Annotated in this window: 17 protein-coding genes; all 17 read left to right on the top strand. The window is 61.4% G+C overall.

Annotation, left to right across the window (positions count from 1 at the left end; all coding sequences use genetic code 11):
- Positions 1 to 230: 230 nt before the first annotated feature.
- The 17 genes from ACH6CV_RS13835 to ACH6CV_RS13755 all read left to right on the top strand — a co-directional run bounded on the left by ACH6CV_RS13835 (position 231) and on the right by ACH6CV_RS13755 (position 19,709).
- Positions 231 to 1,796, top strand: a complete 1,566-nt coding sequence (locus ACH6CV_RS13835) for a terminase large subunit (RefSeq protein ID WP_456358795.1) — start codon at positions 231 to 233, stop codon at positions 1,794 to 1,796.
- A 110-nt stretch (positions 1,797 to 1,906) separates the two neighbouring features.
- Positions 1,907 to 3,469, top strand: coding sequence for a leucine-rich repeat domain-containing protein (locus tag ACH6CV_RS13830; protein ID WP_456358793.1), 1,563 nt, complete (start codon positions 1,907 to 1,909; stop codon positions 3,467 to 3,469).
- A 63-nt stretch (positions 3,470 to 3,532) separates the two neighbouring features.
- Positions 3,533 to 4,825, top strand: coding sequence for a phage portal protein (locus ACH6CV_RS13825; RefSeq protein ID WP_456358792.1), 1,293 nt, complete (start codon positions 3,533 to 3,535; stop codon positions 4,823 to 4,825).
- Complete coding sequence (locus ACH6CV_RS13820; protein ID WP_456358791.1) at positions 4,822 to 5,538, top strand: head maturation protease, ClpP-related; 717 nt, start codon at positions 4,822 to 4,824, stop codon at positions 5,536 to 5,538. The genes ACH6CV_RS13825 and ACH6CV_RS13820 overlap by 4 nt, the downstream gene beginning before the upstream one ends.
- A 13-nt stretch (positions 5,539 to 5,551) precedes the next feature.
- Complete coding sequence (locus ACH6CV_RS13815; RefSeq protein WP_456358790.1) at positions 5,552 to 6,754, top strand: phage major capsid protein; 1,203 nt, start codon at positions 5,552 to 5,554, stop codon at positions 6,752 to 6,754.
- Positions 6,755 to 6,768: 14 nt separating this feature from the next.
- Positions 6,769 to 7,014: a Head fiber protein gene (locus ACH6CV_RS13810; RefSeq protein ID WP_456358789.1), complete on the top strand. Its 246-nt coding sequence runs from the start codon at positions 6,769 to 6,771 to the stop codon at positions 7,012 to 7,014.
- Entirely contained in the window at positions 7,011 to 7,295 is a 285-nt protein-coding gene (locus tag ACH6CV_RS13805; protein WP_456358788.1) for a head-tail connector protein, read from the top strand. Before ACH6CV_RS13810 ends, ACH6CV_RS13805 begins: the two co-directional genes overlap by 4 nt.
- Positions 7,296 to 7,329: 34 nt before the next feature.
- Positions 7,330 to 7,668 carry a phage head closure protein gene (locus ACH6CV_RS13800; protein ID WP_456358787.1) on the top strand — a complete coding sequence of 113 codons (339 nt, stop codon included), beginning with the start codon at positions 7,330 to 7,332 and terminating at the stop codon, positions 7,666 to 7,668.
- The gene (locus ACH6CV_RS13795) at positions 7,668 to 8,009 is read left to right on the top strand and encodes a hypothetical protein (RefSeq protein ID WP_456358786.1); all 342 of its coding nucleotides are present in this window, start codon (positions 7,668 to 7,670) and stop codon (positions 8,007 to 8,009) included. The genes ACH6CV_RS13800 and ACH6CV_RS13795 overlap by 1 nt, the downstream gene beginning before the upstream one ends.
- A 9-nt stretch (positions 8,010 to 8,018) precedes the next feature.
- The gene (locus ACH6CV_RS13790) at positions 8,019 to 8,441 is read left to right on the top strand and encodes an HK97-gp10 family putative phage morphogenesis protein (RefSeq protein ID WP_456358794.1); all 423 of its coding nucleotides are present in this window, start codon (positions 8,019 to 8,021) and stop codon (positions 8,439 to 8,441) included.
- 18 nt (positions 8,442 to 8,459) lie between these two features.
- Positions 8,460 to 9,071: a major tail protein gene (locus ACH6CV_RS13785; RefSeq protein WP_456358785.1), complete on the top strand. Its 612-nt coding sequence runs from the start codon at positions 8,460 to 8,462 to the stop codon at positions 9,069 to 9,071.
- Positions 9,072 to 9,098: 27 nt separating this feature from the next.
- Positions 9,099 to 9,458 carry a hypothetical protein gene (locus ACH6CV_RS13780; protein ID WP_456358784.1) on the top strand — a complete coding sequence of 120 codons (360 nt, stop codon included), beginning with the start codon at positions 9,099 to 9,101 and terminating at the stop codon, positions 9,456 to 9,458.
- Between the two features lie 56 nt (positions 9,459 to 9,514).
- Entirely contained in the window at positions 9,515 to 9,649 is a 135-nt protein-coding gene (locus ACH6CV_RS13775) for a hypothetical protein (protein ID WP_456358783.1), read from the top strand.
- 38 nt (positions 9,650 to 9,687) lie between these two features.
- Complete coding sequence (locus ACH6CV_RS13770; RefSeq protein ID WP_456358782.1) at positions 9,688 to 14,310, top strand: phage tail tape measure protein; 4,623 nt, start codon at positions 9,688 to 9,690, stop codon at positions 14,308 to 14,310.
- A complete protein-coding gene (locus ACH6CV_RS13765; RefSeq protein WP_456358781.1) occupies positions 14,310 to 15,008 on the top strand; it encodes a hypothetical protein in 699 nt (232 codons plus the stop codon). Before ACH6CV_RS13770 ends, ACH6CV_RS13765 begins: the two co-directional genes overlap by 1 nt.
- Complete coding sequence (locus ACH6CV_RS13760) at positions 15,008 to 17,458, top strand: phage tail spike protein (protein WP_456358780.1); 2,451 nt, start codon at positions 15,008 to 15,010, stop codon at positions 17,456 to 17,458. Before ACH6CV_RS13765 ends, ACH6CV_RS13760 begins: the two co-directional genes overlap by 1 nt.
- 4 nt (positions 17,459 to 17,462) lie before the next feature.
- The gene (locus ACH6CV_RS13755) at positions 17,463 to 19,709 is read left to right on the top strand and encodes a DUF859 family phage minor structural protein (protein WP_456358779.1); all 2,247 of its coding nucleotides are present in this window, start codon (positions 17,463 to 17,465) and stop codon (positions 19,707 to 19,709) included.
- The last annotated feature ends 176 nt before the right edge of the window (positions 19,710 to 19,885 follow it).

Here is a 19,885-nt window from a genome sequence, read left to right as displayed (position 1 = left end):
CGACCTGCGGGTGATCACCCGGGAGCCGGGCGAGCCCTCCGAGGTGCGCTACACCATCCGGTGGGACGGCGACACCCCGAACCCGGAACTGAAACCTTAAGACCAAACCGACCGGAACGCTCCCACACGGGGGCTATTCCCCGTATATCAGCAAGCAAGCCTTTGAGGCTTTTTCTTTTTGGGAGGTGACGACCACGCGGAAGCTCAAAAAGTACACGCCCACGCCGTTCATGGCGAAGGATTCGGTGTACGACAAGGCCGCCGCGGACTACGCCGTCGCCTTCATCCAGGCGCTGCGTCACACCAAGGGTTCTTGGGCGGGCAAGCCCTTTGAACTCATCGACTGGCAGGAACGGATTATCCGCGATCTGTTCGGGGTTTTGAAGCCCAGCGGCTATCGGCAGTTCAACACCGCGTATGTGGAGATTCCCAAGAAGATGGGCAAGAGCGAGCTTGCCGCGGCGGTGGCGCTGTTTCTCACCTGTGCGGATCACGAGGAGCGGGCGGAGGTGTACGGCTGCGCGGCCGACCGGCAGCAGGCGTCCATCGTGTTTGAGGTGGCGGCGGATATGGTGCGGATGTGCCCGGCGCTCTCCAAGCGTGTGAAACTGCTCGCCTCCACCAAGCGGCTCATCTACCTGCCCACCAACAGCTTCTACCAGGTGCTCTCCGCGGAAGCGTACTCCAAGCACGGGTTCAACATCCACGGCGTGGTGTTTGACGAACTGCACACCCAGCCCAACCGGAAACTCTTTGACGTCATGACAAAGGGCTCGGGCGACGCGCGGATGCAGCCGCTGTACTTCCTCATCACCACGGCGGGCACGGACACCCAGTCCATCTGCTACGAGACCCATCAGAAAGCGCTGGACATCCTGGAAGGGAGAAAGCACGACCCCACGTTTTATCCGGTGATCTACGGCGCGGCGGAGGAGGACGACTGGACGGATCCCAAGGTGTGGAAGAAGGCGAACCCGTCCCTCGGGATTACCGTCGGCATCGACAAAGTCAAAGCCGCCTGCGAGAGCGCGAAACAGAACCCCGCCGAGGAGAACAGCTTCCGTCAGCTGCGGCTCAACCAGTGGGTGAAGCAGTCTGTGCGCTGGATGCCCATAATGAAGTGGGACGCCTGTGCATTCCCGGTGGACGCAAAGCGGCTGGAAGGGCGAACCTGCTATGGCGGGCTGGATTTGTCCTCGACCACCGACATCACCGCGTTCGTGCTGGTGTTCCCGCCGGATGATGAAGAAGGCAAGTATGAAATCCTCCCGTATTTCTGGATCCCGGAGGACAACATCGACCTGCGTGTGCGAAGGGATCACGTGAACTACGACCTGTGGGAAAAGCAGGGATCCCTCATGACCACGGAGGGCAACGTAGTCCACTACGGGTTTATCGAGCGGTTCATTGACGAACTGGGCGCGAAGTACCACATCCGGGAGATCGCCTTTGACCGCTGGGGCGCGGTGCAGATGACGCAGAACCTGGAGGGGCTGGGATTCACCGTCGTACCCTTTGGCCAGGGCTTCAAGGACATGTCCCCGCCGACAAAGGAGCTCATGAAGCTGACGCTGGAAGGCCGGATTGCCCACGGCGGGCACCCGGTGCTGCGCTGGATGATGGACAACATCTTTATCCGCACCGACCCGGCGGGGAACATCAAGCCGGACAAGGAAAAATCGACCGAGAAGATCGACGGCGCGGTGGCGACCATCATGGCGCTGGACCGGGCGCTGAGGCACGGCGGGGAGACAAGCGGGAGCGTGTATGATACAAGGGGGTTGCTGCAAATATAGTTGTGCATTTTTTATGCTCGTGTTATAATCAGTTAAATGATAAGCGGGGCTTTCTGTCCAGGACACGAGAATATGCTTACGGGGAGAACACATGTGAAGGAGACATTGCCATGAGGAAGATTACCACATTGCTTACAACGTTGGTTTTGATCCTTTCTCTTGTTGTCTGTGTCGTACCCACAAGCGCGGCAGAGGGAGGGACAGTGCCAGAAACGGTCGCGTTTAACGACCCTGTACTGGAAGCGATGGTGCGCGCCGCGATGGGTAAACCGGATGGCGCGATCACCGTGGCGGAAGCCGAAGCTGTGACAAAGCTGGACCTTAGCTTTGAGTGGCAGCAGTACGTTTCCGGAGCAACGCCCATTGAGAGCATAGGCGGTCTTGAGCATTTCAAGAACCTTGAAAGCCTTGACCTGTCTCTAAACGAGATAGCCGACATAACGCCACTGGCGAGTCTCACAAAACTCAAGATACTGGTGCTGAGCGGCAATCCGGTCACAGACATCACGCCGCTTCATGCGTTGTCTGCGCTCAAGGTGCTGGTGATGTCTGACTGTGCGGCGCAGGACTACAGCCCGCTTGCGAATCTTACCAGTCTTGAGTATCTTGCGTTGGAACGCTCGACAATCGCCGACGCGACGCCGTTGGCTTCGCTGACGAACTTGAAACGGTTGTATTTAGAGGGCTGTGATTTGGACTATGCACCTATAGCGAATATTTACCCCGCTCTTGAGGACAGAGATTTTGTTATCCTTCCCGCGCCGTCCTCGCTTGCCGAGCTTGGATTTGTCATGGACGGTGACGGCAAGCAGGCTGTTTTTGACAGTGAGCAGGTGTCCGTGCGAATCAACCATATCGAATGGGGTACGCCCACTGCGATGGGAGCGGAAAACTGTATCCGAACGGTTTTCGGAACGGACAAGTACAAAGTGGATATTGGCTACTATCCGGAGCATGACACGTATGTGGTTCAGGCATACAAGGACAGTGATTTTGTGCTCAACTACCTGTACTTTTGCGCCGAGAACAGCTTTGGTGAAATTGACAGGCAGAGTTTGGAGAACGTTGTCCGCGAAATATTCCCCGATGTTGACGGAGACGTATTGCTTGCCCCGATCGATTTCCATATCGCTGCCCTTGATGATGCCTTTGGTATGACTGCTGCAGAGTTGTTCGCGCTGCCGTTTGAACAGTCGAATGATGGGGGCGACGCTACGGTGGCTGCCACGGTCGCGGAGGGATCGCTCGCATGGCTTGGCTTCGACCTAGACGAGGCCGGCGTATGCGCCGTGTACGAAGATCGTGAGCCACACTATAAATCCATCGCTATTGCAAGACCTGAATGGGGTGAGTTTGACAGTGACTGGAACATTGAGTTTATTGATACGGACATAAACGGCTACAGCCTGCGTATCACCTACCATGCAAGCGAGGGTGAGTATCTGATATCTTTGGAGAAGGACGGAGTGGGCTGTTCTTACCAGTACTATCCCGCTACAGATGATAAAGGTTGGGAAGAACCCGACCTGGACACTGTACATCGGATGTTCAACGACGCGCTCGGCACAAAGGAGAAGGAACTATACTATGTACCACTTGAGCAATTCGAGCAGTATGTTCATGAACGCTTCGGTATGAGTGTTGATGAACTATACGCGCTGCCAAGATACTGAATCTATCTTTTAAGAGCATCTGATCGGATGCTCTTTTTTCATGCCTGAATTGGAGGTGAGCGATTGAAAAATCCCTTGACAGGCCTGTTCCGGGCACGGGACAAGCCCGGGCGGCGCGCGGCCCGCAACAGCTTGAATGGCGGTTCGTATGCTTTCTTTTTCGGTGGCACGACCTCCGGAAAGGTGGTCAACGAAAGAAGCGCCATGCAGATGACGGCGGTGTACGCGTGCGTAAGGATCCTGGCAGAAGCCATCGCGTCGCTGCCGCTGCACGTGTACCGGTACAACGACACTGGTGACCCGAGCCGGGCCGGCAGCAAAGAGAAGGCGGTTCTGCACCCGCTATACCTATTACTCCATGACGAGCCCAACCCGGAAATGTCGTCCTTCTCCTTCCGGGAGACGCTCATGACCCACCTTTTATTGTGGGGCAACGCCTACGCCCAGGTGATCCGAAACGGCCGGGGCGAGGTGCTGGCGCTCTACCCCCTCATGCCGGACCGCATGACCGTGGACCGGGATGTCGCCGGGCGCATCTACTACGAGTACACACGCTCCGACGCGGACGCGCACACCTTCGGCGGTAAGAGCACCGTGCTCCTGCACCCGCCGGACATCCTGCACATTCCGGGCTTGGGATTTGACGGGTTGGTCGGATACTCGCCCATCGCCATGGCCAAGAACGCCATCGGCATGGGCCTTGCCTGCGACGAGTACGGCGCGTCCTTCTACCAGAACGGCGCGCAGCCGGGCGGGGTTCTGGAGCACCCGGGCGTCGTGAAGGACCCCAAGCGCGTGCGCGACAGCTGGAACGCCATCTACCAGGGCAGCGGAAACGCCCACCGGGTCGCAGTTTTAGAGGAGGGGATGTCCTACAAACCCATCTCGGTATCGCCGGAGGAGGCGCAGTTTCTCGAGACGCGGAAGTTCCAGATCGACGAGATTGCGCGCATCTTCCGGGTGCCGCCCCACATGGTCGGCGATTTGGAACAGTCCTCATTCAGCAACATCGAGCAACAATCCCTGGAATTCGTCAAATACACCCTCTCGCCGTGGATCGCGCGGTGGGAACAAGCCATGCAGCGTGCGCTCTTTTCGCCGGACGAAAAGAAGCGCTTTTTTGTGCGGTTCAACGTGGAGGGACTGCTCCGCGGCGACTACACAAGCCGGATGACCGGCTACTCCATCGCCCGGCAGAACGGCTGGATGAGCGCCAACGACATCCGTGAACTGGAGAACCTCGACCGCATCCCTGCGGAAGAAGGCGGAGACCTGTACCTGGTCAACGGCAACATGATCCGGCTGGACGGCATCCGCTCCGGTTCGGCCAATCAAGAAACGGAGGATGATTTGTGAAGAAATTCTGGAACTGGATCAAAAATGAAGACAACGGCACACGCACGCTGTACCTGGAAGGCGTGATCGCCGAGGAGAGCTGGTTTGCGGATGATGTGACGCCCGCAGCCTTCAAGGCAGAACTCCTGGCAGGCTCTGGCCCCATCACCATCTGGCTCAACAGCCCGGGCGGCGATTGCGTCGCAGCGGCGCAGATCTACAACATGCTCATGGAGTATCCGGGGGACGTGACGGTCAAAATCGACGGCATCGCGGCCTCAGCCGCCTCCGTCATTGCCATGGCCGGAACACGGGTGCTCATGTCGCCCGTATCGACCATGATGATCCACAACCCGCTCACCGTGGCGATTGGCGACAGCGAGGAAATGCGTAAGGCGATACAGATGCTCGACGAGTACAAGGAGTCAATCATCAACGCCTATGAGATCAAAACGGGCCTGTCGCGGGCGAAGCTGTCCCACCTCATGGACGCCGAGACATGGATGAACGCGAACAAGGCGCTGGAGCTGGGCTTCTGCGATGAGATCATGTTTAAGGATGCGCCGCCCGGCGAACCGTTGGAGCGTAGTTTCGCCTTCTCCCGAAGAGCCGTCACCAACAGCCTGTTGGATAAGGTAAGAGCCCGAATCCCCAAACCCGAACAGCCCCGAGTAAAAGCGTCAGACAGGGTGCCGGCCTCCGGCCTCGAAAAGAGGCTGGCGCTTTTGAAATGATTGGAGGATTTTCATGAACCAGATTCTATCTCTGCGCGAGAAGCGCGCCAAGGCGTGGGACGCTGCCAAGGCGTTCCTGGACCAGAAGCGCGGCGCGGACGGCCTGATCTCCGCCGAAGACGCCGCCACGTATGACAAAATGGAAGCCGAAGTCGTGAGCCTCGGCAAGGAGATCGAGCGCCTGGAGCGGCAGGCAGCGCTGGATCTTGAACTCAGTAAGCCCACCGCATCGCCGCTTACTGACAAGCCCGGCGCTCCTGAGCAAAAGGAAAAGACCGGCAGGGCGTCCGACGCATATAAAGCCGCGTTCTGGCAGGCCATGCGCAACAAAACCGTCTCTCACGATGTGTACAACACACTCAAGATCGGCGAGGATGACCACGGCGGCTATCTCGCCCCGGATGAGTTTCAAAGGACGCTCATTGAAGCACTCGAAGAACAGAACATCTTCCGCCAGCTCGCCAAGGGCATCGCCACCTCTTCCGGCGACCGCAAGATCCCGGTGGTGGCGAGCAAGGGAACGGCTGCATGGATCGAGGAGGGCGCCGCCTACCCTGAGAGCGACGACACTTTCGGCCAGATCTCCATCGGCGCGTACAAGTTGGCTACCATGATCAAGGTCAGTGAAGAACTGCTGAACGACTCGGTGTTCGACATCGCGTCCTATGTCGCCCGGGAGTTCGCCCGCCGCATCGGCGCGGCGGAGGAAGAGGCTTTCTTCACCGGGACCGGTATCGGCAAGCCCACGGGGATCCTGGCCGAAAACGGCGGCGCGCAAACCGGCGTAACGGCGGCGAGCGCGACGGCTGTCACCATGGACGAAGTCATGGACCTGTACTACTCGCTGCGCGCACCCTATCGGAGAAACGCCGTGTTCCTCATGAATGATTCCACCGTGAAGGCGCTTCGCAAGCTCAAAAACGGCAACGGCGACTATCTCTGGCAGCCCTCCGTCGTCGCCAACGCGCCGGACACGATCCTCGGCAGGCCCGTGTACACTTCCGCGTTTATGCCCGCCATTGCCGCGGGGAACAAGGCGATTCTCTTCGGCGACCTCTCCTACTACTGGGTAGCGGATCGTGAGGGCCGCTCGTTCAAGCGGCTCAACGAACTGTACGCCGCGACGGGACAGGTAGGATTCCTGGCTTCCGAGCGTGTGGATGGCAAGCTGGTTCTGCCCGAAGCCGTGAAGGTGCTGGCGCAGAAGGCCGCCTAACGGGAGGAAGCGCAATGGACGATTACCAGACGAGGAACTACACCGCCCACGGCGGGCGCGAGACCGTCATCGGCGGAAAACTGACCTTCCTGCCCGGCGCGGAGGTTTCGGGGCTCGGCGAGGCGCTTACCCTGCCGAAGGCGCCTTTCCTCCCGAACAGCGAGGCCACGACCGTCACCGCGCTCCGCGCGGATTTCAACGCCCTGCTGAGCGCGCTCCGCGCCGCCGGCCTCATGGCGCCTGAGACGATGCCGGAATGATTGTCACCGTACCCGAGCTGAAAGCGCACCTGCGCATCCAGCATGACGAGGAGGACGCGCTGCTCGAGTCGCTGCTCAGGCAGGCGCAGGCAGCCGCCGAGGACTTTTGCCGCACGTCATTTGGCGAGAACGCGCCGCAGGCCGTGCGGCTGGCTGTGCTGCTCATGGCCTCGCATTTCTATGAATGCCGGGACAGTTCGGAGAAGACTGGCTACCATGTCATGACCGCCGCGTTCCGGGCGCTGCTCTATCCGCACCGCGCCATTGAACAGATGTTTTAGGATCACCTATTAGCGTATTGAAGGAGGTCGGCCCATGCGCAGCATTCCACATCCGGGCCAGCTCCGACACATGGTCGAGATCGGGCGCACCGTGACCACCGCCAACGAGAACGGCTACCCTGTGAAAGCGGACGAAGTTTTCTGCCGGGTATGGGCCGCCGTTGAGGATGATTCCTCGCGGTACCTCATCGCCGGAGACGCCGAAACCGCAGAGCGCGGGCTGTGCTTCATCATCCGCTGGCGCGGCGACGTTCAGCCCGGCATGTGGGTGCGATTCCGGGACGAGAAGTACGGGATCACGAAGCTGGGCGAGTATGATTTCAAACGCCGGTACCTCAGATTGACCACGGCGTCATCCAGCGGGGTGGGCTGATGAAAAAGGTACAGGACGCGCTGAAGCCCACCGGCATCCCTGCATTCCCCGGCGCGTGGAAGCCCACCGCATCGCAGCCGACTGCGCCGGCGCAATACATTGTCTACACGACAATGACCACCGAGGATGAACATTGGGACGACGGCCCTCGGCGTTATCGCACCTATGTCTATCTGAACCTCTGGAGCGACCCCGACCCTACCGACGCTATCCTGTCCGTCCGCGCCGCCATGCGCGCGGCAGGCTATGCAATGATAGAGGAAAACGAGCGCGTCTCGCCTGATGAAGAAGCGCGCCAGTACCTCGTCTCCTGGACGTGGGTGGGCACGGGGGAGGTGTGATTCGTGGGCATGCAACTGAACGGCGCAGATGATCTGAAAAACGACCTAATCGCCATGGCGGATGCGCTTAGTAACGACGGCACTACAACTGCCAAAATTCTAAAAAGTGCCGCTCAGCCAATTCTGGAACAGATGATCCAGAACGCCAGCAGTGATCCCCGCCCACGGTCCGGAAATCTGCGCGGTGCGCTCCGGATCAAGAAAGCATCCGGGCGGCGCTGCGCTCGTGTGACGATAGGCGTCCATGCCGCTGAAGGTGGCGCGCCGTATGCAAATCCTGTGGAATTTGGCCACGGCGGCCCGCATCCCGCGCCGCCCCACCCCTTCGTCCGCCCGGCCTTTGACGCCAGGGCGGAAGAAGCCTATGGAGAACTGAAGATACTCCTGAACGAAGCCCTCGATAAACGGGGGCTTCTTTATACCCCAGACTGAAGATTGGAGGAACAACTTATGCCTGAACCGACCGCTTCCCCCGCGGTGTCCAGCACCGTCGGCCTCAAAAATGTGGTGATCGCGCCGCTGACCACCGATACCGAAGCGCTGCTTGCCTACGGCACACTTCAGCTGCTCGCCGGCGCGATCGACGCGCAGATCGCCCCGGAAAATGCCGATCCTGAGGTGCAATACTACGATGACGTCGAGGGCGACGTCGTATACCCCGACCCCGACGTCAAGCTGACCATGGAGATGGCGGACATCCCGCTGACGCTCCAGGAGATGATCCTGGGCAACACCATTGACGACAACGGCGTACTCCTCCGCGCTGCGGGGGATTCGCCGCCCTACTTCGCGCTCGGCTTCAAGAGCGAAAAGGCGGACGGCACGTACCGTTACGTGTGGCTGTTCAAGGGCCGCGCCAAGCCCACGACCGAGCAATACCACACAAAGGAGGGCAAGACCCTGACCCGGCAGACGGGTAAGCTTGAGTGGTCGTTCATCAAGCGCACCCATGACGGGTTCTATCAGGCCGTCGCCGATGAGGGACAGAACGGGTTCACGCCTGAAATGGCTGCCACGTTCCTGTCTAGCGTGTACACGCCGGTGATCACGACCGGCACCTGATTCCGGCCATAGAAAGGAGCATCAGAAATGATCGCCTGCACCCTGGGGGAGAAGAAGTACTCCATTGATTTCGTGTCCGGCCGCGCGCTGCGGGAGATGGGCCCCGCCGCGAAAATGCACGCGCACATCACCGGCCTTGCCAGGAGCGCGCTGGAAGGGAACGCCGTCACCGACGAAACCAGCATCGAGGAAGCCATGGACGTGCTCGTCCGCTGGTTCTGCATTCTGTTCGGCAACCAGTTCTCTCCCGACGACGTGTTCGACCACTACCCGGTGGACCGCCTGATCCACGACATCACCTTTGCGATGATGGCGGTCCAGGCGCAAACCACTTCCGTGCTCTCCGAATTCCCTATTCCGGCGGCGCAGGAGACGAAGACATCCTGACGCTGCACGACTACATCCTGGCAACCTACAACGAACTCCTGAAATTCGGATGGACCATGACCGAGATCGACGGCATGGACATGCCCGGCTTTCTCTCTGTCCGCGCGTGGGACGCGAAACGCGAGGAACGCGCGAAAATCCCCAAACGAAGGTTCATCGACGAGGCGTGGCCACAGATGCGGTCACGCTGATTTTTCTTCCGATTCCATATGGAAGGATAGTGACACCCTTGGCCGAAACCCTGCGCGACCTCGTCGTGTCGCTGTCCCTGGACTCGGACAACTTCTCCCGAAACCTTGGCAGCATCAATAAGCAGATTCAGCAGGCGGAGAGCCGATTCAAGGCAGCCGGCGCCGGCGTCACCGGGTTCGAGAAATCCGCCGCCGGGCTGGGCGCGAATCTCTCCACGCTCCGGGTGAAGCTTCAGCTACAGGAAAAGGCCGTGGAACAGTACCGGCGTGCGCTGGACGCCGCCAATACCAAGCTCACCGCCGCCGTCCGGAAGAATGACGAGCTGAAATCCTCGCTGGATGGCGCGAAGGCCAAGTATTCCGACCTCAAGAACCGGATCGACCAGACCCGCGCGGCCTGCCAGGCCAGCGTCAAGGCGACCGGCGACAACAGCGAGGAATCCAACCGGCTGGGGCTGGAACTGCTGGACCTTGAGGAACAGTACAAGGCCACCGGCGCGGAGATCAAGAAGCTGGAAGGCCAGCTGGGCGCCAGCCGGAAGTCCATGCAGAACGCCGCCGACGCGGTGACCAAGGCGGAAACCAACCTCAATAGCGCCAAGGCCGCGCTGAAAGAAACCGAAGCGGCGATCCAGAACACGGCCCAGCGGCTCGAAAAAGCGCGCTCGAAGTGGTTCGCTTCGGGCGCCGCCATGGAGTCCTTCGGGAAGAAGGCCACGGTCGCCGGCCAGGCGCTCGAGCGCGCCGGGCAGAAGCTGACCACCTTCGCCTCCGTACCCCTCGCCGGGCTGGGTGTCGCCGCCGCCAAGGCGTCCATCGATTTCGAGGAAGCGTTCGCCGGCGTGCGGAAGACCGTGGACGCCACCGAAGGCGAGTATAAACGCCTCGCCTCTGATGTGAAGGCCATGTCCACGCAGGTGACGGCGGACACCACCGCCATCGCCGCCGTCATGGAGAACGCGGGTCAGCTGGGCATCAGGAATTCCGCGCTGACGCCGTTCACCCGGACCATGATCGACCTGGGCAACGCGACGAACCTGGCGTCTGAGGAAGCCGCCACGGCGCTCGCCCAGTTCGCGAATGTGACCGGCATGGCCCAGGACAACTTCGGGCGCCTGGGCTCGGTCATCGTCGAGCTCGGCAACAACATGGCCACCACGGAGCGGGACATCGTCAACATGGCGACCCGGCTCGCATCCGCGGGCACGCAGGTCGGCCTCAGCGAGTCGCAGATCCTGGGCTTTGCGGCCGCGCTGGCGTCGGTGGGCATCGAGGCCGAAGCGGGCGGCTCCGCGTTTAGCAAGATCATGGTTGAGATGCAGCTGGCCGCGGAGACCGGCAAGAACGGCTTGTCCGACTTCGCGAAGGTCGCCGGTATGACGGCCTCGGAATTCCGTGAGGCGTGGAAGACCGACGCGGCGAGCGCCATCCAGGCTTTCATTGTGGGCCTATCGAGGATGGACGAGTCAGGCATCAGCGCGATCGCGACGCTGCAGGGCATGGGCATCACCGAAGTCCGGCTCCGGGATACACTGCTCCGCGCGACCAACGCCAACGAGTTGTTCGGCAAAGCGCTCATCATGGCGAACGACGAGTGGAAGCGCAATACGGCGCTGACGAAGGAAGCGTCCACCCGCTACGCCACCACCCAGAGCCGTATTACCATCCTCGGCAACAAGGTGAAGCTTTTCGGGCAGGCGATCGGTGACGACCTCTCGCCTACGATCGGGAAGATGATCTCCGGCGCGGACGACCTGCTGGACAGCCTCATGGAGTTGGATGAAGGCCAGCGGCAGGCGCTGATCACCGCGGCCGCGTGGGTCGCGGGCATCGGGCCGGGGATTCTGGTGCTGGGAAAGCTCAATACCGCTGTCGGTACCATTTCCACCGGGTTCGGAAAGCTGATCACCACCGCGGTCTCCGCGGGCGGCGGGATGAAGGGCGTGCTGGCCGCGTGCGGGAGCCTCTTGGGGCCTGTAGGCATCGCGGCGGTCGCAGCGGCGGCGCTGTACGGCGCATACCGCTGGATCGACTACGCCTCCGGCGCCAGGGAAGCCCGCGAAGCGCTCCAGGGCATGGCCGAGACCGCCAAGGCGTGGTCTGAGCAGCAGGCAACCACCGTGTTTGATACCGGAAATGATGCGTTATCTCGCTTCGGCCTGACCCCGGACAGCTTCGGCGGGATCGAAGAATCGAAGGACTGGCTCTCCCGGCTCAACACCACATGGACCGATGGCAAGAAGGAAACCTCCGAGATCGTCAAGTCCTATGTGGATGAGTTCAAGGCGGACAGCGACCAACTTCGGCAGGCGGTGGAGGAGCGCCAGAAGATCCTCTCCGGGCTGGGCGTGAAGGATACGCGCTCGGATGAGGCGCTGAAGCAGCTCGACGCCTACGACAAGGAAGTCCAGGCCCTTCTGAAGAAGCGCCGGAACGGCGAGCTGACCGATAAAGACCAGGCGCGGCTTGAGGAGATCGTCACCCAGCGGGTGCAGATCAAGCTGGAGTACGCGCTGGGGGAATCCGGCGGGTACGAGAAGATCCTGCAGGGCGTGGAAGCCGAAAAGGCGCGGCTTGAAGCCGAAGGCGGCGCCGCGTCCATCGACCTGTACGCCGACGCCATGAAAGCCGCCGCCCAGGGCAGCGCAGAGTACAATGCCGCGCTGGAAGAAACCTACGCCGCCGAGTACAGGGTCATCGCCGCCATGCAAGACGGCGCGGACAAGCAGAAAGCGCTGGACGCCCTCAACGAGCGGCATATTCAAGCGAAGATCGACGGAGCAAAGAAGTATGCCGAGGCCCTATCGCAGCTGGTGGGGCCGATGCTGCAAAGCGATGAGCTGGGCGGCGCGGACGAGAAGCTGCAGAAGCTGGTGGGCCTGCTGTCCGAGTTCCAGATCGCGTCCGCCCAGGGCGGCAACACCTCCGGCATCCTGACGCAGCTGGACGAACTGACCAAGGGCATGGACGAGGGGGAACTGGCCTCCTACCTGGCGATTCTCACCCAAATCCAGGATGCGGTGCAAGCAGGCGGGGCCGGACCTTCCGGCGGGTTTACACCGAAAGAGACGCAGAAGCTGTTCCCCAACCTCAACATCAAGGACGTGCTGGGCGGGTATGCGTCCATTGCCGATTTCCTGAAGGCAAACGCCGGGTCCTTCGAAGGCCTTTCCGCTATGTTCAATGAGGCGTTGCCGGACGAGGTCAAGCGCGTGCTGGTGGACCTGGACCTGACCAGCGCTTCTGCAGCGTGGGAGCAGTTCAAGACGGACACGTCGTCGCTGACCACGATGCTCTCCGCCACCGTCACTGGCACCGTGCATCTGACGCCCATCGACGCCCAGGCCGCGGCCGATTTCCGCGCGGCGAACCCCGTGTCCCTCGACGGCCAGGTCATGAAGGTCGGCATGGTGGGGGGCGCGGCACAGGCGTTCAAGGACAAGTTTGATGCGGGCCTGCTTGCGCTCTACGACGAACACGGCGTCCCGATCCCGGTCACGCCCGAGGCGGCGGCACAGATCAAGGCCGCCGATCTGGTGCTGGGTACTGACGAAAACGGCGTGCTGCACGTGCAGGTGCTGCCCAAGATCGGCTCGCCCGAGGGGGTGCAGAACGCCGAGGCGGGCCTAAATTCGGTGCCCCAGAACTTCCTGCCGGACTGGCTCAAGTCCAGCACCGCCGACAAAGTCACCTCCATCACCAGCCTCGTGCAGGGCGTGGAGGATCTGGCCGCGGCCGGCGAAACGCTGAGCGCGCAACAGGGCAAATCGGTGGTGCTGGAGCAGCTGCATAGCCTCAACCCCAAGGAACTCGAAAACATCTCCACCTGCATCGCACAGGCGATGGCGGCGCTCGAGAGCGGCGCGCTGGACGCAGAAACCGAAGCCAAGGTGCGGGAGCAATTGAACGCGCTGCTGACCGTCGTTCAGACCGCGGACGAATACCTGGGCGTCGGCAACGACATCTCCGCCGGCATCGCGAGCGGCCTCACCGCTTATGACTGGACCGGGGATGCGGCCACTGTCGCCAGTTCCATTGAAACGGCGCTGCGCGCAGCGGCACAGACCCATTCTCCTTCCGCAATGACGCGGCCCATCGGCGCAGACCTGTCCGCAGGCGTTGCCGTCGGCATGATGGGCTATGGGTTCGGCTCCGCGGCTGGGGTGGTTGCCGCCAGTGCAAAGTCGTCTCTATCCACTGAACTCGCTGCGGATACGATGAAGCCCATCGGCAAGAACGCCATGGTCGGCATGGCGGCAGGTATCCTGAGCGGCCAGAACCTCGTCGTGAACGCGATGCGGATTGTGGCCGAAGCCGCTGTGCGCGCTGCGAAAGCGAAGCTCAAGATTCAGTCGCCATCAAAGGTGTTCCGGGACGAGGTCGGCCGGATGATGGTCCGTGGCATCGGCGAGGGCACGATTCTCGAGAGCAAAGTCCAGGCAAGAATCATCCGGAACGCTGCCCGATACCTGACTGGCGCGGCGCAGGCGGGCGCTGGCAGCACTTCTTCCTACGATAATCGTCGCACCTATCATCAGGACCAGAGCGTGACCGTTCAGGTGGACAAGCTCTACGTCCGGGATGAAAAGGATGTGCGCAGCCTCGCCATTGAACTGGCGCAGTTCAACAAAACCCAGTACGCAGGGATGGGGGTGAAGTGATGGCCGACTGGTTCGCCTGGAACGGCGTGAAGTGTACCGACTACGGGATTCATGTGCTGACCCACCCGGCCATCTGCCGGCCCAAGGAGCGGGTGACGACGCAGGCGGTACCGGGGCGCAGCGGCACGCTAACCATCACGGAAGGCGACTGCGTGTACGACGAGTTCATCGCCTCCTGCGAATGCGTCGCGCCGAACCCGGCATCCATCCCTGCCTTCTCCGCCTGGCTGCATGGTCCAGGCGTCGTGATGTTCGGGAACCGGCCCACCGGCTACTACCACGCCCGGGTTTCTAACCAGATAGACTTCGAGACGGTGGTGCGCGGGCGGGCCCACCGGAAATTCACCGTCAATTTCCGCTGCCAACCGTTCCTGTACCTTCTGAACATGCCGGACATCGTGCTGACCGCGCCCGGTCCGGTCGTGAACCAGGGCACCGTGTTCGCGGAACCCGTTATCACGGTGGATGGTATCGGCGACATCGACCTGATCATCGGCGAGGTGACGCTGGGGATTACCGGGCTCGCGTCCTCGATCACCATCGACGTGCCCCAGCGGCTGGCGTACCATGACGGCATCAACCTGACCGGCTTGCTGACCGGGGACGAATGGCCGACGCTGCCGGTGGGTACCACCCCGATCTCCTGGACGGGGAACGTCTCTCGGATCACGATCACCCCCAACTGGAGGGCGCTCTGATGGGCGAAGTGTACATCTATGCGCCCGACGCCGAGGATTTCGACACCATGGGCCTCTGCGGCGCGCTATCCCCGACATCCTGCGTGCACACCGAGGCGAAGAACGACCTCTCGGAGATCCGGCTGGAACATCCCATCGACGAAAATGGGCGCTGGACGTTCCTGCAAAATGATTACATCCTGAAGTGCGATGTGCCCGTGCGCACCGTGCCGCCCATCACACCGGAGGGGACGCTCGTCACCGCCCACGAGGTCTGGACCATCCGCACCGGCACCACGAAGGCTCAGCGGAACCTCTACTATCATGCCACCGGCGACGCGGTCCGAAAGAAGAACCTGCCGGTGGGCATGCACCTCCCCATCATCTTCAAGGGCGAGAACCGATACAAAGCGGTATTTACCGGAAAGAAAAAGGTACGGCGCAAGGGCAAATGGGTGTGGAAGACCTACACCTGCTACGGCTGGATTGCGAAGTCCGCCATTCAGTACACGCTGACCGAGGACTGGCCAAATGATCCCGCCGCCATTGAAACCGTCGCACCCGCATGGATCGTGGCGGATCAGCTCTTCCGAATCTACAAAGTGGAGCTCCGCGACGACGGCGTCACCGCCTATGCCCGGCACATCTTCTACGACCTCTTGAACAACCTTACATCCTACCCCGCCGGGCGGACCTCCTGCGTGGACGCGGTGGACGGCATCCTGGGGAACTGCCTGGCGCCCACGCCCTTCTCCGGATTCACCGACATCGGAGGCGAACGAGTGACCGACGGCTGGACGCGGGTCAATCCCGTCAGCGCGCTGCTGGACCCCGAGACCGGCGTTGCGGCGCTGTGGGGCGCGGAACTCGTCCGCGACAACTGCGACTTCTTCCTGCTCCGGGACGCGGGGCTCAACCGCGGGGTTCGCATCGAATACGCGAAGAACCTGCTGGGCGTCTCCTGTGAGGTGGACGCATCCGATGTAGTCACCCGGATCGTGCCGGTCGGCAAAGACAAGAGCGGCAAGGACCTGCTGCTCGCGCCTGGAAGCTATAACGTGGACGGCATCGTGTACACAATTGGTGAGGGCCAGACCTGGATCGACAGCCCGCGGGCCAGCCTGTACCCCACACCCCATGTGCAGGCGATCACCTGCTCCGGCGAGTGCAAAGAGACCAAGACCGTCACGAAACCCATGGTCCGAGTGCGCATGATCCGGGAAGCGCTGGCCGCGCTGGCAAACGACGCCGACCTGCCCAAGGTGTCCCTGAAAGTGGAGTTCCTCTCTTTGGGCGACACCGAGGAATACGCCCAGTACCGGAGCCTCGAGGATGTGTTCCTCTATGATCGGATTCGGGTGAAACACCCGGGCATCCATCTCGATGTGCTGACCGAAGTCAACCGTGTTGAGTTCGACTGCCTGAACGAGAAGTTCCGGTCCATTGAGCTGGGCTCCGTCCGGCAGGACATGCGAAAGACCGCGGTCGCCTCATGGCAGCTGCCCTCGACCATCTCCGGCCGAAAGATCGCCATGGAGAGCATCTCGGCGGCGCAGCTGGAGCCGGAATCGGTGGAGGCGCTCGACCTCTCCGCCAACAATAGCGTCATCGGCGTCGCGGAGCAGACGGTGGGCATTACAGTTACCATTGATGCCTCTCGCGGAACCGTGTTGACCGCGGAAGTCCCGGAGACGGTTCTGACCGCCCGCGTACTGCGCGGCGCCACCGACCTGACCGCCAACTACGCTCCATCGCTCTTTTCCTGGGCGCGGTCAAGCCTTGACGGGGTCGGCGACGCCGCCTGGAATACAGCGCATCAGGGCGTGAAATCCGTTGCAGTCCTGAAAGCCGATATTTTTCGTCAGGCCACCTTCACCTGCACCGTGTCGGGGCTGAACAATACCGGCCGAATCACCGTCGTCGCGCCCAGCGATACGGTCCGGCAGGCCAACCCGCCGGAGAACCCCACAGACGGCCTGATGTGGCTGAACACCGAAACCTATGTATTGAAGATCTGGCGCGCCGGCTCCGGCGGCGACGCGGGCGAGTGGGAGATTATCGCCGACTACGCCGGCGCGGCCTCCATGATTGAGGCGCTGATGCAAGGAACCATCGAGAACGAGACGTTCCAGAACGTCATGGTGAACGCCGGCGTGCTGGGCGAACTGGCGACGCAGGCGAAGCAGGACCTGCTCGACAACCTTGCGAAGTCGATGGATTTTGGCGAAAACGGCCTGACCATCACCAGCGTAAGCGGGAAGTCCGCGGCGCGGCTCGGAACGCAGCAGCTTGAGTTCCTCGCCGGGCTTGGTGCGGACGCCATTGTGGTTGCGGTGTTCGGCCTGCTCCAGACGATCACGGCGTCGTACCTGCAGGTGGGCCAGTCAGCGCAGTCGCCGCGGCTCCGTCTGGGCGAGGTCCTTTTCGAGTACACGGCGGGAACCGGGAATCTGACCTGCAGGAGGGCGTGATGGGATGCCAACGGTAACGATCAATACCAGCACCGGTCCGCGCTGGGGCGATTCCGGTTTTTCCAGCAGCACCGAGTACCTGAAGGTCGGCAAGTCGGGGACGGCCACCTATTACGGCCGGTTCGGTTTCCCTGCGATCAACAAGTCGTGGTACATCAAGTCGGTCAAGCTGCGCATGAAGCGCGTTGACTCGTATTCCTCCAAGACGCTGAAGGTCGGCTCGCGTCCGGACGCTGATTGGGATACCAAAACGCAGACGGATTTCACGCTGTCGATCTCGGTTTCGAGCGGCGAGAACACCAAAGAGTGGGACCTGACCGCGTACAAGGCGGTCTTGCAGGGGTACGCCGGCACGTGGTACATGCACGTGCGGCATGGCTCCGGCGATAACTCGTACTGCGAATTCTCCGGCGGAACGGGCAGTTCTTCGCCGCGTCTGGTCATCGAGTACGAGGAGGCGACGCTGACCGTTCCGAATGGTGAATTCACCATCGGCGCTGCGTCCGCGATCACGGTCGGTACGGCCGGCAGCGGCTTGACGCACAAGGTGTCGTATTCCATCGGGGCGTCGAGCGGCGCGCTGAATGGCGGCGTGGCGGTGGACGCAGGTGGTACGATCAGCTGGACTCCGCCTGCAGCGCTCGCAAACGAAATCAAGGACAGTATGGTTGGCACGGTCCGGCTGACGCTCGAATCGTATCTGGACGGCGCGCTGTCCTCGACGCTTTCGTTTGACTATCCGCTCAAAGTACCGGCGTCGTATGTGCCGGTCATCAATAGCGGGAGCACGACGTTTACGCTCTCGAATCCGGCCGGCGACACGGTGGGCGTCTATGTGCAGGGGCGGAGCCGGGCGGTCTGCGCGATCAATGTGACGCTAAGCTACGGCGCGCCGATCAAGGAGTACAAGCTGACCATCGGCGGCAAAACGTACACGGCCGCGGCCGGCGAGACGGCGGTCAATCCGTTCTCGATCACGACGGACGTGCTGGCGGCGACCGGCGCGCTGACGGCGGTCATTGAGGTCACCGACACGCGCGGCCAGAAGGCGACGCTGACGCGCGCTTCGGCGGTCACGGTCAATTCGTACTTCACGCCAATGGTCACCGGGCTTTCGCTGGCGCGCGCGCTGTCCGACGGCTCGCTGTCCAATGACGGGGCCTACATCAAGTTCACGCTCTCCTGCTCCTTTGCGGCGATTGCGAACAAGAACACGAAGGCCGGCTCGATCAAGTTCAAGGCGGCGGGCGGCTCGTACTCCGCGGCGATCTCGCTGGATTCGGCGATGGCGTCAGCCGGCGCTACGGTCTACTCGTTCATGATCACCGGCGTCATCGGCAGCGGCGCCATCGGCTCCGGCAGCTATGTCGTTTCGGTGACGCTGGCGGATAGGTACGCCACGGCGCCGGAAGTGCTGGCGGAACTGCCGGGCAAGAAGATCTATTTCGACCTGCATTCCTCCGGCGAGGGCATGGCCATCGGCAAGGTCGCATCGACCGCGAGCCTGTTCGACGTGGGGCTTAAGTCGAACTACGACCAAGCGGCGCAGATGCGGAAGGGGTTTTATGTCCATTCCGCGGGCGGAACCGGGGGAAGCGCTGGGTGGATTCAGATTTGCCGGCTGACCATTACCGCTGCGTACATAAACTGCCCGATTGAGATCGGTATCTCTCAGCGGGGGTTGGGCATGCCGAGCCGGCTGTTCATCTTCTTTGCCAATTTGAATGGGACCGATCCGGCGCTTGGATCGTTCACGTACGCGGGGAAGATCAAGAGCGCCTATATCAACCGGACGGCGGCAGGCGTGTGGGACGTCTACGTTGAAAAAACGGAAACGTACGACACTGTCGGGGTTGTCGATTTTAAGTCGCCGCCGTATATGTCGGGCTTGACGGTGGCTTGGACAAATACTCAGGTTGCGTCGGTCCCTGCCGGAGCGGTCAAGGCCACCTATGCTTACGGCGACGGCGAGGGGCTGTTGGCGCTGGGCATCCAGCGCGGGATCGTTGCGACCACTCTGCCGAACAACGGAACAAGGACAGGGTCGGTTACGTTCTCTGTCCCTTATGCGGCCGGAACTACACCAAACATGCAGCTTACGTTGAGTGGCATCGTGGGGTCATACGACAGGCCTATGAAGCTGGCGGTTACGGCCCTTTCCAACACTGGATTCACATGGTCGCTCACGTACGCTTCAAGCAGCAACAACGCGTGCGATGTTCATTGGATCTCCATTGGAGACTATGCATAGCGGGCGGCTGGGACTCTGTTTCCAAGCGCCGGGGCGCGATTTTTGCCGGGCCGCCGCTTATGACGGCCCGGCGCAATGCGCTGCGCCTACAGTAAAAAGTGTGCAATTTACACGATGCACAATTGCATTGTAAGCCCAATTGATGCTGTTTTCATGCGCCTGGTGGCGCTATTTTT

It is taken from the genome of Anaerozeibacter quisquiliarum, from assembly GCF_051162045.1.
Lineage (GTDB): Bacteria > Bacillota > Clostridia > Christensenellales > Aristaeellaceae > Anaerozeibacter > Anaerozeibacter quisquiliarum.
This window is presented reverse-complemented; position numbering and strand designations above follow the sequence as displayed.